General features: G+C 51.7%; 14 protein-coding genes. All 14 read right to left on the reverse strand.

Annotation, left to right across the window (positions count from 1 at the left end; all coding sequences use genetic code 11):
* Position 1: 1 nt before the first annotated feature.
* On the reverse strand, positions 2 to 304 hold the full coding sequence (locus tag BJN45_RS04285; protein WP_139326282.1) for a hypothetical protein: 303 nt from the start codon (positions 302 to 304) through the stop codon (positions 2 to 4).
* A 32-nt stretch (positions 305 to 336) separates the two neighbouring features.
* Positions 337 to 735, reverse strand: coding sequence for a flagellar export chaperone FliS (gene fliS, locus BJN45_RS04290; protein ID WP_076092353.1), 399 nt, complete (start codon positions 733 to 735; stop codon positions 337 to 339).
* 25 nt (positions 736 to 760) lie between these two features.
* Positions 761 to 2,119 carry a flagellar filament capping protein FliD gene (gene fliD / locus BJN45_RS04295; protein WP_076092355.1) on the reverse strand — a complete coding sequence of 453 codons (1,359 nt, stop codon included), beginning with the start codon at positions 2,117 to 2,119 and terminating at the stop codon, positions 761 to 763.
* Between the two features lie 25 nt (positions 2,120 to 2,144).
* The gene (locus BJN45_RS04300) at positions 2,145 to 2,528 is read right to left on the reverse strand and encodes a flagellar protein FlaG (RefSeq protein ID WP_205750533.1); all 384 of its coding nucleotides are present in this window, start codon (positions 2,526 to 2,528) and stop codon (positions 2,145 to 2,147) included.
* A gap of 73 nt (positions 2,529 to 2,601) precedes the next feature.
* The gene (locus BJN45_RS04305) at positions 2,602 to 3,297 is read right to left on the reverse strand and encodes a flagellin (protein ID WP_076092357.1); all 696 of its coding nucleotides are present in this window, start codon (positions 3,295 to 3,297) and stop codon (positions 2,602 to 2,604) included.
* Between the two features lie 165 nt (positions 3,298 to 3,462).
* Positions 3,463 to 7,872 carry a glycosyltransferase gene (locus BJN45_RS04310; protein WP_139326283.1) on the reverse strand — a complete coding sequence of 1,470 codons (4,410 nt, stop codon included), beginning with the start codon at positions 7,870 to 7,872 and terminating at the stop codon, positions 3,463 to 3,465.
* Between the two features lie 17 nt (positions 7,873 to 7,889).
* Complete coding sequence (locus BJN45_RS04320) at positions 7,890 to 8,618, reverse strand: phosphocholine cytidylyltransferase family protein (RefSeq protein WP_076092568.1); 729 nt, start codon at positions 8,616 to 8,618, stop codon at positions 7,890 to 7,892.
* Positions 8,619 to 8,779: 161 nt separating this feature from the next.
* Entirely contained in the window at positions 8,780 to 9,379 is a 600-nt protein-coding gene (locus BJN45_RS04325; protein ID WP_076092363.1) for a gamma-glutamyl-gamma-aminobutyrate hydrolase family protein, read from the reverse strand.
* Positions 9,376 to 11,691 (reverse strand): PEP-utilizing enzyme, encoded by a 2,316-nt coding sequence (locus tag BJN45_RS04330; protein ID WP_076092366.1) that lies wholly within the window; start codon positions 11,689 to 11,691, stop codon positions 9,376 to 9,378. The genes BJN45_RS04325 and BJN45_RS04330 overlap by 4 nt, the downstream gene beginning before the upstream one ends.
* A 6-nt stretch (positions 11,692 to 11,697) precedes the next feature.
* Entirely contained in the window at positions 11,698 to 12,480 is a 783-nt protein-coding gene (locus BJN45_RS17850) for a class I SAM-dependent methyltransferase (RefSeq protein WP_076092368.1), read from the reverse strand.
* A 1-nt stretch (position 12,481) separates the two neighbouring features.
* On the reverse strand, positions 12,482 to 13,048 hold the full coding sequence (locus tag BJN45_RS04340) for an adenylyl-sulfate kinase (protein WP_076092370.1): 567 nt from the start codon (positions 13,046 to 13,048) through the stop codon (positions 12,482 to 12,484).
* 6 nt (positions 13,049 to 13,054) lie between these two features.
* Complete coding sequence (locus tag BJN45_RS17585; protein ID WP_139326284.1) at positions 13,055 to 14,512, reverse strand: CDP-glycerol glycerophosphotransferase family protein; 1,458 nt, start codon at positions 14,510 to 14,512, stop codon at positions 13,055 to 13,057.
* A gap of 60 nt (positions 14,513 to 14,572) precedes the next feature.
* Positions 14,573 to 15,505 (reverse strand): hypothetical protein, encoded by a 933-nt coding sequence (locus BJN45_RS04350; protein ID WP_076092374.1) that lies wholly within the window; start codon positions 15,503 to 15,505, stop codon positions 14,573 to 14,575.
* A gap of 3 nt (positions 15,506 to 15,508) precedes the next feature.
* The gene (locus BJN45_RS04355) at positions 15,509 to 16,447 is read right to left on the reverse strand and encodes an NAD-dependent epimerase/dehydratase family protein (protein WP_076092376.1); all 939 of its coding nucleotides are present in this window, start codon (positions 16,445 to 16,447) and stop codon (positions 15,509 to 15,511) included.
* Between the last annotated feature and the right edge of the window lie 16 nt (positions 16,448 to 16,463).

Consider the following 16,463-nt stretch of genomic DNA (forward strand, 5'->3'; position numbering starts at 1 on the left):
ATCATGTCAAGCGGTGGTCGTCTGGCGAAGGAGCTGGCTTCTTCGCAAAGGCGTCGATCAACGGCTTGATTTGCTCAAGCCGGGCCAAGCAGGATTTGGCGTTGAGTTCCAGTTGGCGCTGTATCTCACCCAGTTGTTTGATGCGCAATGGGGTATTCATGGAGCCTTTATCGATGGTTTTCAGCCATTCCAGTCTTTCGACAAGCTCGAACCCGATATCGGGTATCGTCTCCCAGTTTCCCTTCTTGACGACATCCGTAAGTTGCGACAACAAGCGCTCAACTTGAAGCAGTCTGTCAAGCACGTCCGGTTCTTGCGGGGGGGGGCGATCTCCGCTCATTTGGAATTATTAGGCGCTTGGCGGATTTGTTTCCAAGCTTCGGATATTTCGCCAAGCAATTTTTGCACTTCCGCAACCGCTTCCGAGTCGAGGTGAATGTTGGCATGAATGAGCCGCGAGGCCATGTATCCGTAAAGCGCCCGCAGGTTTTGCGCCAACTCCCCGCCTTGCTCCACATCCAGGCTGGATGAGAGGCCGTCGAGAATAATCTCGATGGCTTTGTTCAGTGAATGGGATTTGCCTTCGTAATCTTTCTCGAGGATTTGGGCTTGTGCTTTGACTAAGGCACTCTCCGCGCCGTCAAACAGAAGAGTGATCAGGCGATGAGGGTCTGCTCCTCTAACATCTGATTCGATTCCGATTTGCTGATAGCTGGCGATAGGATTTGAAAACATAGATCGTTTCAGAGGAATGAAATTACTACGACAAGGTGCTTAGCTGCTGTGTGAGATAACTGCTGGTCGTCTGCATTGAACTGATCAGGGTATCCAGAGCAGTGAACTGTTTGCGATAACGTTGTTCAATCAACGCAACCCGCGTTTCAAGAGCTGCCTGATTATCCTTGAAGCGACTGACCGAGTTGTTCAAACCTTCGACACGGCTGGTCAGCGCGCCATTCTGGCTCATAAGGTCGTTTATTGCACTATTGAATGAAGCGCCATACTTGCTAAGCGTTTGCATGACATCATCAGCAGATCGCTCAAGCGATTGATTCAGCATGGTATCGTCGATAGATAGCTGACCGTCTTGCTGAATTGTTACGCCGAGGTCGGCAAGCGCCTGAAACTGATTTCCAGACAAGCCGTTGGGAACAGTATTGCGAACGCTGTTCAGGGTGTCCCGAATCGAACGTGCGGCGGAGTCCCCGTTGAATCCCTTGGCCGTTTTTGTCTCCAGGTCGTATGAGCTGTTGTTCTTGATATGCGTGACAATACTGTTATACGCCTCGACAAATTTTTTGACGGCATCCTTGATCTTGCTGCTGTCGTTTTCTACCGAGACGGTTACGCTGCCTTCCTTCTGTGCTGTGAAGCTGAGGCCGGGGACTGCATCTGAAAAAGTATTGGTAGCCGAGCTGACGCTGATGCCATCAATGCTGATGAGAGCGTTCCGGGCGGGCGTGGAGGCAAGGTCTGTCGATGGATCAAAAGCGGACAGCAGATTTTGCGTGCTGCCAGGGGGGACTGAGTCCGGGGCGGCGATGTCAGTAGTGAACGAAAAACTGTTGCTTGCTCCGGATTTTTCTCCGGTAAGTACCAAACGGTCTCCATCCACACCAGCGATCACCGTTGCCGTAATTCCCATCTTGGCGTTATTGATTCGCGCGCTGACTTCCGTCAGCGTGTAACTAGCTTGATCATTGAGTTCAATTGCGGGTTGAGGTACGCCATCAACGGAAAAATTCAGTGTGCCTTGACCAAAACTGGTGCCACTGTCGTAAGCATATGAAAAGCTTTTTTGTGCGCTAGCGAGTTGTTGAACCTCGACGGCATAACTGCCAGGCGTTGCGTAAGAGGCTGCGCTGGAACTCAGAATTGTCGAATCGCTGGATTTTGCAGTGATCGCGCCCAGCATGCTTGGCAGTTCCAAGGTAAGGCTTGCACTCTTCAGTGCGTCGAGTTTCGATTTCAGTTCCCCGTAAAGTGAAATCTTTGTATTCGTAGAAGATATCTTGGCCTCAAGTGTCCTGATCGGGGATCTCTCCGCCGAGATGATCGACGACAGCATGGACTGCAGGTCAACGCCCGCGCCAATGCCTAATGAACTCACTGTTGCCATGATATCTACTCCTAAAAAACTTGAATCAGGCCTTGTCCTTGACAAGTAATCCTTGCAGCTTGTCCAGCGCCTGAGCCAGTTGAATGGCTTCCTCTGATGGGAACTGACGTATTACATCTTTTGTTTGACTGTCGAGGACCTTGACGACTTGTATACCAGATTCCTGGTCAATCGAGAAGCTGATTTCGGCTTTCGTGTTTGCGACAAACTTGCTTAGTCGTTCGACCGCATTTTCAACACTGAGATCCTGTTTTTTCTGCGTTTCCTGCTTGCTCGGCTGGATGCTCTCTGATTGGTTGTTGACGCTGGCACCGTTTTTGACGGCAGTTTGTCGGGAAACTGTCTGCCCGCTTGCTTCCTGAGGGCGTTGCGATGCACCGGCGGTGTTGATCGATTCGATGTTCATCATTTGCTCCAAAACAAAATGGTGCGGTGGCAATTTTTTGCCACCGCACCGATGTGCTCGTCAGAAAGCGCGATTATTAGCGGAGCAGTGACAGTACGTTCTGCGGAACAGCGTTAGCCTGAGCGACCATCGCCGTACCAGCCTGCTGGAGAATCTGGAAGCGGGCCAAGCGTGAGGTTTCTTCAGCGAAGTCAGCATCCATGATGCGGCTTTTTGCAGCCATGGTGTTTTCGTAACTGACCCGGTAGGACTGGATCTTGAATTCCTCAGTGTTCATCGTGGCGCCTTCTGTGGCGCGCGCGCTTGCGATCGAGCTGAGTTGGGTGCTCATGTCCGCGGCACAGGAGATAGTGACCTTGGTGAAAGCAACCGTACCGTTGAACTTTGCGTTGTCCTGAATTGTATTGGCTTCGCTTACCAGTTTGGTGATTTCCGATCCGATGTAACCCTTCTGGGCGGTGGTCAGATTGGCGTTGGTTTGTTGTTTGACCAGTTCGGCGATACGCTGGGTCATGTCGCCCACCACCGACAGGGCACCGTCGGCAACCTGGGCTTTGGAGATGACGTCGGAGGAGGCCCGGATATCGGCAGCAATTCCACGGGCTTCCTTCTCCATGTCCATGCCGATGGCCAAACCTGCAGCATCGTCCTTGGCTGAATTCACGCGGAGGCCGGAGGACAGGCGCTCAAGGGCAGAGCCCAGACCAAGCGAGTTCTTGGCCAGATTGCGCTGTGCGTTGAGGGAATAGGCGTTGGTGTTGATCGTGCTCATTTTGCTTCTCCTGATAAGTGGGTACTTGAGCTGATTGCCTGTCTGGCCGGTCTTTCAACTCTTTCGTACGGTGAAAATTTGCTGACAGATTACTTAACGACCACCGGGGGCAATACTTTAGAAAAAATTTTAGCGATGCTGTTCCGTGCTTTTCTGATGCTACGACTACTCCGGTTGATGGGCTGCCAACCATTCGTCAAGATGGTTCTCTAACAAGTAATGCTGTCTGACCCATTGGCGCAAGATTATTCCCTCACGCTCACGCGCATCGGGGTCGTTGATCCTTTCGCGCAGGGCGTTGACCCAGGCATCGGTGGTGTTGGCGACACAATGGGCTGGGCTGTTCCGGTATGGGGTGATGTCGGTGCAGACCACAGGAATGCCGAGAGCCCCGTATTCCAGAAGGCGGAGATTGCTTTTGGCCTGATTGAAAGGAATCTGCTCGAGCGGTGCGACCGCAATGTCCAGGTTGAGTGAGGCCAGTTTTGCTGGATAGGCGGCTAATTGCTCAAGACCATGGAATTCAGTTATCAGGGGACGGATTTCATCCGGGCACATGCCAAAGAAAACCCAGTCGGCTTCATGACGTGTACGTTCAATCACTTCCTTGAGTAGGGTGAGGTCAGCATAATGCCCGGATCCTCCCGCCCAGCCGATCCTCGGTTTCTTGCTGGTACGCTTGCGACTGACAAGAGGGAGCCACAATGCGCTTTCCAGCCGGTTTGGAACGACAAGGATGTCCTTACTCAGTCCTGCATAAATCTCGGCCAGGAAGTCCGTGCTCACCACCAGTCGGTCGCAACGTTCGAGGGCGAATTTCAGCCTGCCCGCGCTGTTGACCGGGAAATTCTTCTGGAAATGGCTGTTCTCCGCCATGCGGGTGATCAGATCGTCCAGGGCGTAAACGGTAAACGGGCGATTTGGCAGTCTTCGCCAGTTTTCCAGTGCTGCAAGATGGTGCTCGTGGATGTAGTTTTGCACAATCACGGTATCTGCGGACAGGCGCGCCAGTTCAGCCATGCTGAGTTCGTCGCGCGGGCTGCTGCCCATCGGCCACACGCACTGTGCGACCCTGCCGGCATTCACGAGGGCCTGGAGTGGGGACGTAATCCGATAAGTGGCTTGCGCGCCGGTGATTGGCCTGGCAAAAATCCGATATGCCTGATCGGGCAGGTGGCGCCACTGCGGCAGGTAATCCGTTTCAGGGACGATTTGTTCACTGTGCAGTGACAGGTTCGGGTTCCAGAACGGGTCTGCGGGAAAAGCCGCCAGCCAGCGCTGATTGAATAGTCGTTCCCCCTGAGCCTTTGCTAGCTTCCTGTGGGTGTGGCGTTCGAAATCAGCCTCGATATCAAGAGGGGGCGTGTCACAATCGACGACCGTGGCTAATGGCTGGCAAAGCAAACGATGCCCGGCTGCCAGCTGCTTGAGGCAAAAATCAGCCCAAGCAAAATTCGGATCGGGCAGGTTTGTGTCTATGCCATCTAGTGCATCAAATGCTGCTTTGTTGAGCAGAGCGCAAGCATTCGATACTGAACTGACATCGCGGGCGACCTGGAGATAGTCAAGGTAGCCGTTGTCCTTCAGCGTCGCTTCATTGGCGTAAGGGGAAGTAAGCGTCCCTCGTAGGCCAAGAACCTGCCCAACACTTCTTATGTGTGCATCGCCAGCGCGAATGACGCGGGGGGCGACTACCGCGATGTTGCATTGGAGTGCGGTACGAACCAGTTCTTCCAGCCATTCTGGTTGAATGATGACGATATCCTCCCGGATGGCTGCCAGGAACTCTCCGGAGAAAATTCGAACTGCGCGATTGCATTGTGCTGAAAGATCATCGGCCTCTGACCGATCAACGACGGTAAGCTGGAATCGGCTTCCATCCTGTTGCTGTGCAATCCACTCGGCAAGGAATCGGTCAGATTTTTCCTCCGGAGAAAGCTGGAGCAGAATTTCAAAATCAGGGTAGCCCGTTTTCTGGGTGATGCTTTCTAGGCAGCGGCGAAGTAGATCGGGTTGGTTACTGGACAATACGGCAATCGCAACCCGGGGCGTTCTGCTGAGCGGATACCGGATGCGCCAGGATTTTTCCGTGGCGGCAAGAATCTCGCTGCCAGGGGTGTTTTTGGCGAGATGCTGGTAGAGCGCCAGTAGGCAGGCGTCGGTGTTGGTGGGAAAGGTGTCGGGATAGCTGATCAGGGCGTCAGGAATGTGTTTGATCGAAGACCAGCCAAATTTATCGGTTATTTGCAGGAGTTGAGAAAACCACGGGCTGCCGTTACTTGTGCCACGACCTTGTACGACTACCCAGCTATCCCGGTGGATGCAAATTGGCCCGGCTAGATCCATGGATCGCAGGTGCTCGATATTAAGGCCCGGTTTTAATCGCAACTCGCTACAAATACCATCCGAGGTAATTGTGTAGTCATCTACAAAAAATGCACGGATGTCCGGGGCGCGATGAATTTCATCGGCCAGTCGCAATAGATACAGTGGGTCGAGAACGGCACCGGGCGGTAGTTCTACGATCCAGTCGCATCCCTCTCGCAAGCCGAGCGAGTGGATGAGTGCATCGGCCTGTTCTGTTGTCTCAATGGTGTGCCAACCAAAAAGGGAGTTTTCCTTAACAGCATCTGGTGCAGGAAGTGTGCTGATAACGTCAAGCGACCAGTTGTCGTAAAGCTGCTGTGCGAGGCTGTCCAGTGTATCTGCAAGCTTTGGTATTTCACCTTGGTTCAGTCTGATCAGGAGGCTGAATGATGTGGTGTTGCGTGAATTTGCGGTTGCTTGATGGCTTGTCGTGCCATAGTCCCACTCAGAAGCTTTCCTTTTCTTCAGCCACTCCTGATTGCTTAGGGGAGAGGAGAGATTGATTGAAGTGTCTGTTTTCCTCGCTGAAGCTTTGCTTGCAGGTTGGCTAAGAATCTGGTCGTAGAATGCGGCCAGTGTGGATGCTTTTTTCTGCCGGTCTTCCTTGTCCAGGAGCCAGAACCCCAAGAGCATGTCCTGTGGTGCGTTGTTGCCTAGGCTCTCTTTGTTTGGGAGAGGTTGGTCCTGGGTTGTTTGAATAAACCTTTCGACTTGCCACCAGTAGTAATTAAACTGATCGGGCGTGAATGTTCGGTAAAGAGAGATTTCTGCTTTTGCGATCGCCAGTGCGTATTGAGTGCTGGCCAATTCAATCCCGGGATTCTGGAAAATGCGGGGGTCGCCGTGATTATTCCAGTATTCCGAAGGGACGATGATTACTGGGCAGCCGCAAGACAGGGCCTCCGGAATTATGCTGCTCAATTCGTAACAATAAAGTGCCTCAGCTGTTCTCAGGATGTCTGCGATATTCTCTGGTGTTAATGATTTTTCCTGACCTAGACTTATTGCTTCACCAGTTATTTCCGGGCATAAAGGAGCGCCAGACAAATAATATTTGTTTGCATAATAATAACGGCCGCTTCGAGCTTGATCGTGGCGGTTGTTTTCGTTGTTGAATATTTCGCCATCAATAGTCGGGAGGTTGAGAATTTTTCCATTCACTCCCTCTGGTAGGCACCACCTTGCGAAGTAAAATATTTCCTCTGCAGGGTTGAAGTCGGTGTCGCCGCCAAGATGCCCGGGGCGATTGAGCAGCCAGCGTGCTACCCCTGGAATGGACAGCGGATTGCCTTTGACCACCTCCGGGTAAACTACGATTGGGTGTTTGCCTGCAAGGTAGTGTTTGTGAACGATTTCGCTGGTGAGTGGTGGAGTTTGCAGGCGTTCATTGAGTTCGCTTGCATGTACGATGTAGGCCTCTTCACCGAGTTGCTTCAAGGCATGGCAGAGGTAGTGCAGGCAGCGTATTCCGGCTGATGAATGGCGGTAGTCTTGAGCCGAGATGTAGTAAGGCCGGCGGCGTGTCCCGAAGAAACTCAGCCCCTTCGATAGTGGCGTCGGCGATGCCGGTAGATCGTCCATGTGGTAGCCGAGTGCCAATTGCTCATCGCCGAGAAATATCCGGAACAGATTACTGGTCTGAACGTCGAAATACTGTCGGTAGCCACCAGGGAGTTGGGTGCTCTCGTGGAGAGCCTGCAAGCTCTGGCTATGTCGTTCGATGGCTTGGGCCAGTAGCGTTCGGTCGATCTCCAGCCCGAAATGGAGCAGCGTCTTTTCCAGCGTGCCTCGCGGGTCTGCAACGAGTTCTTCGTAACGGATGGAAACCCCTCTGCATTCTCGCTGCAAGCGGATCAGTGGCGGTACCACAATCCTGAGATTGTGTGAAATAACCATCTCGATCGCATCTTCTAGCTGGTAGCCCACTGGTACTGTTGGCTCTCCCGCTTTGATCATGGCCTGGGCGAAGAGAGGGATAATGTCACACAGATTACGGTATAGGAATATCCAGCCATTGTTACTGTCGTAGGCAGAGGATTCATTCTTCAAGTTGCCGGGGCTTTTTATTTTGTAGCATGGCTGACCTACTTCCTTTGCGAATGTTGCTTCTGTTTCGTAACTATGTTCTGCAAGAACTTCACGCAACACTGCGTTGACAAAACCCTCTCCAGAGTATGGTAGTGGGCATAAATTGATGTTTACAGACATGGTTCGGAAGCTCAATTCTATTTTTTTGGGGCTGCATACACACGGAGATCGTCAGGCGAGTCGATTTCGCCCCATTCGCCATGGCACGGGATACTAGTTATTTTGACACCCGCATCAATCAGTTGCTGCAGGGTGCCGGTCATGTGCATACGGTCCCGCTGATCGGCTGTCATGGTTTCACGAAGGGTCTTCATGGCTTGCCAGCCGGATGGTAAGACGCGTAGTAGTCCCATGTATTGCCCTTCAATTTCGAGTAGTGATTTCGGTTTGCCGCCAATTTCGATTACTTGTCGACCATCGATACCAAGACGGAAGGTTTCCGCGTCGTCGAGCGGATTGGCGAAGCGAGCTTGCCAGTGGGGAAGCCAGTTAGGGTCGTAAGTAATTGTTAGTATGGCATTGGGGGCTTCGATCAATGCGCGGACTGTTTCGGCAGTGTAGAAAATATCCGAGTAACTAACGATGCATGGCCCCTCCAATAGCCAGTCTTCAGCGTAGGCGAGCGAGGACACCATATTCGTCTCCGCCCAACACGGGTTGTGGAATCTGGTGATGTGGGGCAGAGCTAGAAGTTCACTGCGGTATCCGGTGACGAGTGCTACTTCATCGATTCCGGCTGCTTGGAGTGCTGCAAGTTGCCAGTGCAAGAGCGGCTTGCCGTGCAATTCGACAAGGCACTTTGGGGTTTTGTCAGTGAGATTTTGCATCCGGCTGCCACGTCCAGCGGCGAGTATGATTGCTTTCATGTTTTTCCGGTTTTGCTGACTTTGTTCTGAGAGTATGGTTGCGGTCCACTGTTGGATAAGCATGAAATATAGTATCCATGTGGGTTGTTATGGCGTATGGATTTTTCCTCTAGGCCATTAGCCTCAGGTATCTGGAATCACATCGTTTGTTTGCCTCGTTTTCAGTTGCTACCGAGTAGTTTCCTCAATCGGGTGATGTCATCATTCTCAAAGCTAGGTTCTCGTTCTGGATGCCACATCCATCCTTCCCAACATAGCTTCTCATGTCGAATGGCTTCGATCTCTCCATCGGTACTGCGCGCGAGAACATTGAATCCTATAGGGCATGTGGATAGCGCTAGCTTGTGATAACTGTTGACTTCTCGGACGATTTCACCATGGATGGTGTGGCGCGTCTTCACGTGCAACTTAACTGTTCGCAGTTTGACGCCTGCACGAACCCCGATCATCTGCATTCCGCGACAGATTCCAAGAACTGGTAAATGGTTGTGCTCTGCATAATCCAAAAGACCATATTCTGTGAGGTCTCGAGAGTGACAGCTACCGATATCATTGCCGCCGGATAGAATGACTGCAGCCGGTGCAACAGCAGCAAGCCAGCGGGCTAATGTGTCAGGTTTAGGAAACAAACTATTGGGAATAGGAACTGGGATGCAATCGGTATGAAGCAAAAATTCGATCAGTCTTTGATCTAAAGCATCGCGCTGTTCATTTTGGCCGGGGAATATGTCTACTCGCTGACTGACGACAACTCTTTTCATGTCAATATTTCTACCCGTCGTCCGACGCAATCTAAGTGTAGGCGATGAGAACACGACCAGCGGCGATATAAAACCTCTCCCGCACCAATCACGGCAGGTAGTCCCAACTCACCAGAACGAATTGCCATGTGTGAATTGGCTCCTCCCCAGGCAGTAATAAGACCTGCAATGGGATGGGAAAATAGCCAGTCGAACCCCGGGTCGGCATTAGGTATACAAACGATCGCTCCCTGCAGTCGCTCAAGCTCGTTGAGCCCAACTACTGGTGCGGTAACCTGCTTTTGTGTGATGAAATTCGGCTCCGTTTCTGGCCACTCGAAAGCCCATACATCCGTTGGCTTGGAGATTAATGGGGGTAAAGAAATTTTCAGCGTTTCCGCATATCGCGCCTTCCCCTGCTCGATGCTGCGAAAAAGCACATCTCGTGTATCAGCTGCCGCAACATGCAGTTCCTTAAATACAGCAATATCACAGTAAGCCAAATCTTCGCGTGTGAAGCCCCATTGCGCACCGTATTCGGTGATCAGCGCCAGTACATCCGACAGATTGTGCGTGAAATGGAACTTCGAAAACTCCCTGAGCTCAATACCCGCCTGCAAGAAGTCAAACAAACTCACTGGGTTGGGCTGCAAACCATGTGTTTCGAGAAGTTTTACCACCTCGCGCATCTGCGGCAAAGTCACAGAGAAAGGGGGAACTGGCTCTATTGCAGGTGTCTCTTGGCTCCAGTCGAAATACATTTCCGGCGCCTCGTCGTAGCGTGGAGAGAGAATGTCGTAAGTGCCCGGGCGCAAATGGCCGTACTTAGAGAGGAAAGTGCTTCGATCCAAGTTTGCTCGATCACGCACCAATTGCCCGCTGACTGTAGAAACACCACCAAGGAAAGTTTCATAGTCGGTTTGCGAGAAAACGCCCACAGCCACCAGCGACTTCAGCATCTGTACTGCAACGAAACCCACGCGAGCCAGGCCGGCAAAGGGTAAGGTGCCATAGCGTTTTGCATCTTCGAGCAACCAGTAAATCAGTTCCAGTGGATCAGCGTTGGATGCCAGCAACTTCTTCCTGCGGGTGTTCAAGATTTCCAGTTTGGCTGCATCCTCACGCCAAAGGCCATCCTTAGGATGGACAATGCGATTGGTAAGTTGCCGCAAACTGTCAGCAATCGCCCCGCGTTCCCTCACAGAGAATCCTGCCGCCGCTAAACGTTCCAGTCTCTGAGGCAAATCCAAGGTATAGCAGGAAAAAACAATTTCAAATTCAACCTTGTCGTGTAGCATCGGTTCGGCAAGTAGGCGGTCTATGTAGTGATCTACCAATCGCCCGGCCAGTCCTTCGTTCAGGTCGGCGGGAACGAAGGAGTTAAAAGACAAGCGTACATCAATGTACGGAAGACCGAAGAAGTGCGGCATTAATGGAAAACTACGCAGATTTCGGTAGCCGTAGTTGTGGCGCTGATATGCCCATATCGTATCAGTAATTAGTTCTCGATAAAGCGATAGCGCCAGCGGTTTTGGTCGAATGCCAACTATTTCTGCTGGGTTCCAGTCAGGCATTACGCCGTAAACGGTGCGCCGCCCCATCAGGAAAGGATGCGACTGCATTCCCCGTGTTATTTTGTCCTGTATGTGTTGCAGCCGTTGGGCTTGCACGGAGGGGGGGAGCGATATATGGGGCAGGGTCAGTGACCGAGCCTGTAGCAGCCACAGAGTTTCAATGTCTTTCTCGTGGGTTACAGCAAACTCACAGTCCACCGGTATATCACCGAATAAAACGAGCAGTTCTTCTAGTAAGGTCACCACCCCTACAAAAATTGCCGGTGGTGGGAGAGGTGACTGTGCCGCTTGCTGCCAGGTGCGTCCACCCATTCCGCCTGTAACGACAGTCGTATCGCTACCCTCAGCCCAATTCACCACACGATAGGGGGCGCAGGTGTTCGGGTCGTGTGAAAAAGCCACTCCGGAACGAACAACGTTTTGCAACATTGGTTGAATCAACACTTCGTCGTCAGCAACCGCTTCTCCATACGAAGCGATAACCTGTTCTATGGCTTTTTCCAACCCATCTGCGTAAATATTGGGTAGCGTCAAGAATTCGCCAGCTCTAGATGCTCCCGCTCTGTCCTCGCGCTGACAACTGGAACGCACAATCCATGGCCCAGCACCGATGTCGGGAAGTACCCTATCAATGCACCTCCCACGATCAGCCCTCCAAGTAGCAACCGTAAACGTTATCAGTGGGGCAATATGTGCCGAATCTAATTTTCCAAGCAACAGTGATAGCGTGCCGGCCTTGGTGGTGAACGTTAGAGGCATCGCCAATTAGCCCATGCGACGTGCGGACCAAGCACGAGTCAGATAGGTTGCCTCAATTACATTTAACCCGGCGATTTGCTGCTCTACAAATTTCAGGAATGCTTCAAATTTCTGTGGGCCAAGTTGCACCCTGAGATCATTTACTGAACGCCAAGCGCCGAGATAACGTTCAGTTGTCATTGCGATGACGTGACGTCCCTCAAGATAGACGACATCGTCGAAATAAGGAGAACGCCAAAGTTGTTCAGTCAATATTTCTGTAAGGCCTGATCGACCGGAAGAAACCCGTTTAATGTTCGGTTGCAACATGCCAAGATAGGCTTCTATTGTGACTAATAGTGGGTTGGTCTCAATTAAACGAGGGTTCCAGAGTGCTGTGAAACGTCCTCCCGGCCGCAATAGCCGTTGAAACTCCTTTGTTGCTTTATTAAAATCAGCCCAATGGAAGCTAGATGCCATTGATAGCCAATCACAACAAGCATCTGGCAGTCCTGTTTGTTCTGCACTACCTGCTAGCCATTGCACACCAGTGCCGATACTATCAGCTAGGCCGTTGGCTCGCATGTCATCATTGGGCTCCACGGCGATAACTGAATTTACGCCTTTGCGGTAAACCATGCGCGTCCAAATGCCGGTGCCAGCGCCAACGTCTACAAAATCGATGTCAACACTTGGCTTATTAAGCAAACCGAGTAGTGCATTGAGAATCGATGGGCAGTAATCTGGCCGATGTTGGGAGTAATCTTTGGCGAGTCCTGTGAAGTCCCCCGCCTTGAGTGTTGGCATCATCTCATTCGCCTATCTTTAATGACTTCATCAAACTATCTGCTAACTGCTGCGGTGTTTCCCAAGGGGAGAACTCCGCGACCCAGTTAGCGTTCTTTGGCTCGTCAATGAATAAATCTAAACCGGCTACATTGGAGAGTTCCCCCTCATCGAAGCGGCGGTATATTCCCTTTGGATCCCGTCGACGCAACTCCTCCAAGGGGACTTTAAGATAGACCTCAAAGTAGCCAGGTAAATTCTTACGGTTCCAATCATGTACTTCGCGAAATAGTGAAATGGTCGCGATTACCACCGTAATCCCTTGTGAAGAAATAATCCGGCACAAATTTGCATATTGCATTGCAAGCTCTAAGCGGCCTTCGCGCCCATGGTTTCGTGCATTAGTAGCAGCAGCGCCAAAGACATCGCGTAACTCATCACCATCCAGTTGAATTACTGCCTTGCCCTCAGCGCGGAGTCGGGGCACAAGCTCACTGGCAAGCGAAGACTTACCCGCACCGGAAAGGCCCGTGATCCATATAACTTTGCTGGCTTCCTCAAACAACTTCTTGCCAGATAATTGCAGGCTCATTTTTATCTACGATCGTTTTAGTCGAATTCCCATATTGCCGAGTGGTTGCTCTTTTCGCCGCTCGGAGATGGCGCTAACAATTGCTGCTGCCCCTGCTGCACTTGCATAGCCTGGTTGTACGCAGTTTTGTTGCCTGAAGTCGGAAACGCGTGAAAGGAATTTATGGTAATCACCAATCATTATTGAAATAGCCTTGGCAACTTCATTTGTTGTTTTGGCTACCAAACCTATTTTGCAGCGGTTCCGGCAATAAGTGTTATTGAGAGCCTCTTCTGGTAGAGAGTCTTCGTTTGGGCTAAAGAAGACGACGGGGCGACCGATACCTAGTGCGAAGGTATAAGCAGTGCTCGAAAAATCAGAAATTAAAATTTTTGTTCGCGAATATAAATCCCAATACATGCTGCCACATCCATCGATTTCTAGATTGGTGCAGTCAGATAGTTTTCTGCGGATATTTTCTACAACTTCTGGTAATTCGTCCTTGTACGGCTTGAATATGATTTTGTAATCAGGAAAATTTTGGCATAAATTGCGCAGCAATTCGACGCCATGGCTATTCACTACCAGAACGCTTGTCCATAGCGGATTTTCCTTGTTGCCAGTGGTGTCGTTTGGGGTTGGTGCAAAGACAATGATATTTTCTGCCGGCGTGTTCCCGTATTGCCTTATTGGGGCATCCAGTTTGCAGTATCCCGACTGAAAAACAGTAATGTTGTCGCGATACGATTTCACATCAACTAGATGTGAAATCGTATCAAGTTTCAATTTGTTTTCTGGGGCTCCTGATAGGAAGGGAAGGGAGTCATAACCGGAAAAATAGAGGGCCTTCAGTGTTAGGTCCGTGATTGCCTGTGACGGTGTTAGTATCAGGTCATAGAACGGAAGAAATGCGACGAAGGCCGAGAGATCATTGAATAGTTCGCGTAACGATGACAATGCCCGATTTTCCCGCCCCGTAGAATGTAGCAGGCGATCAATATGTCCCTCAAGATCGAAGTGCGCGAAGGAAAGATGATCGTGAAGTACATGCAGCGGCCCGTTCGGGAGACAGTCCATAACACTGGCTGTCACAATCGCGTCAATCCCGTAGATTCGTCTCGCCATGTCGTTGATGATTAGCCATTTATTCTTGTGATTGGACTCGAGGTAGCCGGCGATGGTGCCAAATAGCCATAGTACTTCGCAGCCATGGTTTTCTAGTTCCAAAGGGAGATATCCGAAATTTCCTGCGAACCCCTCATTGGGACAAAAAAAACCAATTCTCATCGAATAGCCTGTTCTTTTACCAATGCAGTGCAATTCAAACTCTTCCAGTTCAAGGGGGTGCATTGCGCCAATCGAATCAATTTGAACGTGGCCGGATTTTTCAATCAGAATCAGCTTTAGTAAATCAGTAGGATCATCAAATTTGCAGTGCATGACTTTGTCGATGATTTGGGTTACTCGGGTTGAATGTTGAATCAACTAAATTTTCCATCCGTTGCCCATCCAAAAAAATTCATCATGTGTTTCCCTTTAGACGGGTCAGGCTTGGCTGTAGGTGGCGTCGAGCAGCCGGTTCATCAGCACAGGCATCGGCATTTCGGCCATGAATCGCTCCCGGCGTATGCGGGCTTCGTTTGCCCATTGGCCATCGGCAAGTATTTGGCAGCAGCGTTCGACAAAGTTTTCCGGGGCCGCCTCGACGATGTAGGGCGAAAGATCGCATGGCACTGGCGTCTGTTCGGAAAGCAGCAGGGAGTCGTTCGACAGGTGGTAGTGGTAGCGCGAGTTCGACGGATGTTGCCAGCTATCGGTCTGCCTGATGTTCAGGCCGATCTTGGCGCGGGCGATCAGGTCTTCGCGCAGCACGAAACTCAACGGCTTGGTCGCGACGACGTTGACGCCGCGCTTGGCCAATTCGCGAATCAGGGTGTTGCGGTGATCGGTCAGCGTGCCGGTGAAAATGGCATCGATGTCTTTGTGCTGCGCCAGCTTGTGTCCTACCCGGGCGAAGCCATCAACGTAACCATGCGGCAGATAGAAGACGCTGGCGTTGCCGGTCGCTTCCTTGAATGGGGTCACCTGGCTCTCAGCCAGATGCCAGACGGCGCGCGTCATCTCCTGGGCGACCAGAAAGGTCCGGAATCGCTTGCGCCAGTATTCCGGTACATCGTAATGCGAGTTGCGAGCCGATTCGCTATCGCCGCTGTTGAAGTCGTTGAAGCTATTGCCAGTGACGAATTCGGTAGCGACGACGATGAATTCCGTGCCTGGGGTTTTCCGGGCTTCCTTCATCGCCTCGACAAAGTCGTAAGTGAAGCATTCGAGCATGATGTTCATCTTGCCGGGAATCATCCGTTCTTCCAGGTCGGCCTTGTAGCCGAGGGCCTCCAGGCTGAGCTTGATCAGCAGGAGGGTATCCATGATGTGGAAGGGATCGCGACCATGGTTGCCGTAAACGAGCTTGAAATCCATCGCTCAGACGTTGCCGTATATCGAGTTTTTGAGCATCGTGAAGCCCTTGATCAGCTCGGCAATGCCTGCATCCAGCGTGACCGAGGTGCGGAAGCCGGTCGCTTCAAGCTTGGCGTTCGAGACGATGTAGTTACGCTGGTCGGGGTCCTTGCCGACCGGTGCTTCCATGAAGACGAAGCCAGGAAGCTGCTTCTGGATGTGTTCGCAAAGCTCCATTTTCGAGACATTGGCTTCGGAGAGACCGACGTTGTAGATTTCCCCCTTCATTGTTTCGAAGTTATTGATACCGTGCTGGAAAACGCGCGAGACATCGCGGACGTGGATGTAATTGCGCTTGAAATGACCCTCGAACAGGACGATGAAGCGGTCGTGCACGGCGCGGTAAGTAAAATCATTGACCAGCAGGTCGATGCGCATGCGCGGCGACATGCCGAACACCGTGGCCAGTCGGAAACTGATGGTGTTGCGATGTTGCATCAGGTGTTTTTCGATTTCCACCTTGTCGATCGCGTACTTCGAGATTGGTCGCAAGGGCGACTCTTCGGTGCAGAAATTGTTTTCGTCGCCGCTGCCGTACGCGCTGTTGGTGGTCGGCATCAGGATGCGTTGTTCCGCCGAGACCAGTTTCAGCATCAGCTTGATCGCGTCGTGATTGATCGTCTCGGCGCCGATCGGGTCCTGGTTGCACAGCGGTGCGCCGACGTAGGCGGCGAGCGGAATAATGATATCGGCCTTGGCGAGCAGCGGCTTGATGGTGCTTTCGATCCGGACGTCACCGCGGATCACGTTGAAGTCGGGGTGATGGCAGACGTGATTGAGGCTGGCCTGCTGGAACATGAAGTTGTCGACGACGGTGACCTTGTGTCCGGCCTGGAGCAGGTCGGGAACCAGCGTCGAGCCCAGATAGCCGGCGCCGCCGGTAACGAGAATGTTGAAGCTCAAGGAAGTCTCCTGATGT

It is taken from the genome of Azonexus hydrophilus, assembly GCF_001956855.1.
GTDB classification, from domain to species: Bacteria; Pseudomonadota; Gammaproteobacteria; order Burkholderiales; family Rhodocyclaceae; genus Azonexus; species Azonexus hydrophilus_A.

What these genes read in the sequence shown, in the direction of transcription:
- fliS (WP_076092353.1), bottom strand. Translation starts at nt 735, where the DNA reads ATGTTTTCAAATCCTATCGCCAGCTATCAGCAAATCGGAATCGAATCA.
- fliD (WP_076092355.1), bottom strand. Translation starts at nt 2,119, where the DNA reads ATGGCAACAGTGAGTTCATTAGGCATTGGCGCGGGCGTTGACCTGCAG.
- BJN45_RS04300 (WP_205750533.1), bottom strand. Translation starts at nt 2,528, where the DNA reads ATGATGAACATCGAATCGATCAACACCGCCGGTGCATCGCAACGCCCT.
- BJN45_RS04305 (WP_076092357.1), bottom strand. Translation starts at nt 3,297, where the DNA reads ATGAGCACGATCAACACCAACGCCTATTCCCTCAACGCACAGCGCAAT.
- BJN45_RS04310 (WP_139326283.1), bottom strand. Translation starts at nt 7,872, where the DNA reads ATGTCTGTAAACATCAATTTATGCCCACTACCATACTCTGGAGAGGGT.
- BJN45_RS04320 (WP_076092568.1), bottom strand. Translation starts at nt 8,618, where the DNA reads ATGAAAGCAATCATACTCGCCGCTGGACGTGGCAGCCGGATGCAAAAT.
- BJN45_RS04325 (WP_076092363.1), bottom strand. Translation starts at nt 9,379, where the DNA reads ATGAAAAGAGTTGTCGTCAGTCAGCGAGTAGACATATTCCCCGGCCAA.
- BJN45_RS04330 (WP_076092366.1), bottom strand. Translation starts at nt 11,691, where the DNA reads ATGCCTCTAACGTTCACCACCAAGGCCGGCACGCTATCACTGTTGCTT.
- BJN45_RS17850 (WP_076092368.1), bottom strand. Translation starts at nt 12,480, where the DNA reads ATGATGCCAACACTCAAGGCGGGGGACTTCACAGGACTCGCCAAAGAT.
- BJN45_RS04340 (WP_076092370.1), bottom strand. Translation starts at nt 13,048, where the DNA reads ATGAGCCTGCAATTATCTGGCAAGAAGTTGTTTGAGGAAGCCAGCAAA.
- BJN45_RS04350 (WP_076092374.1), bottom strand. Translation starts at nt 15,505, where the DNA reads ATGGATTTCAAGCTCGTTTACGGCAACCATGGTCGCGATCCCTTCCAC.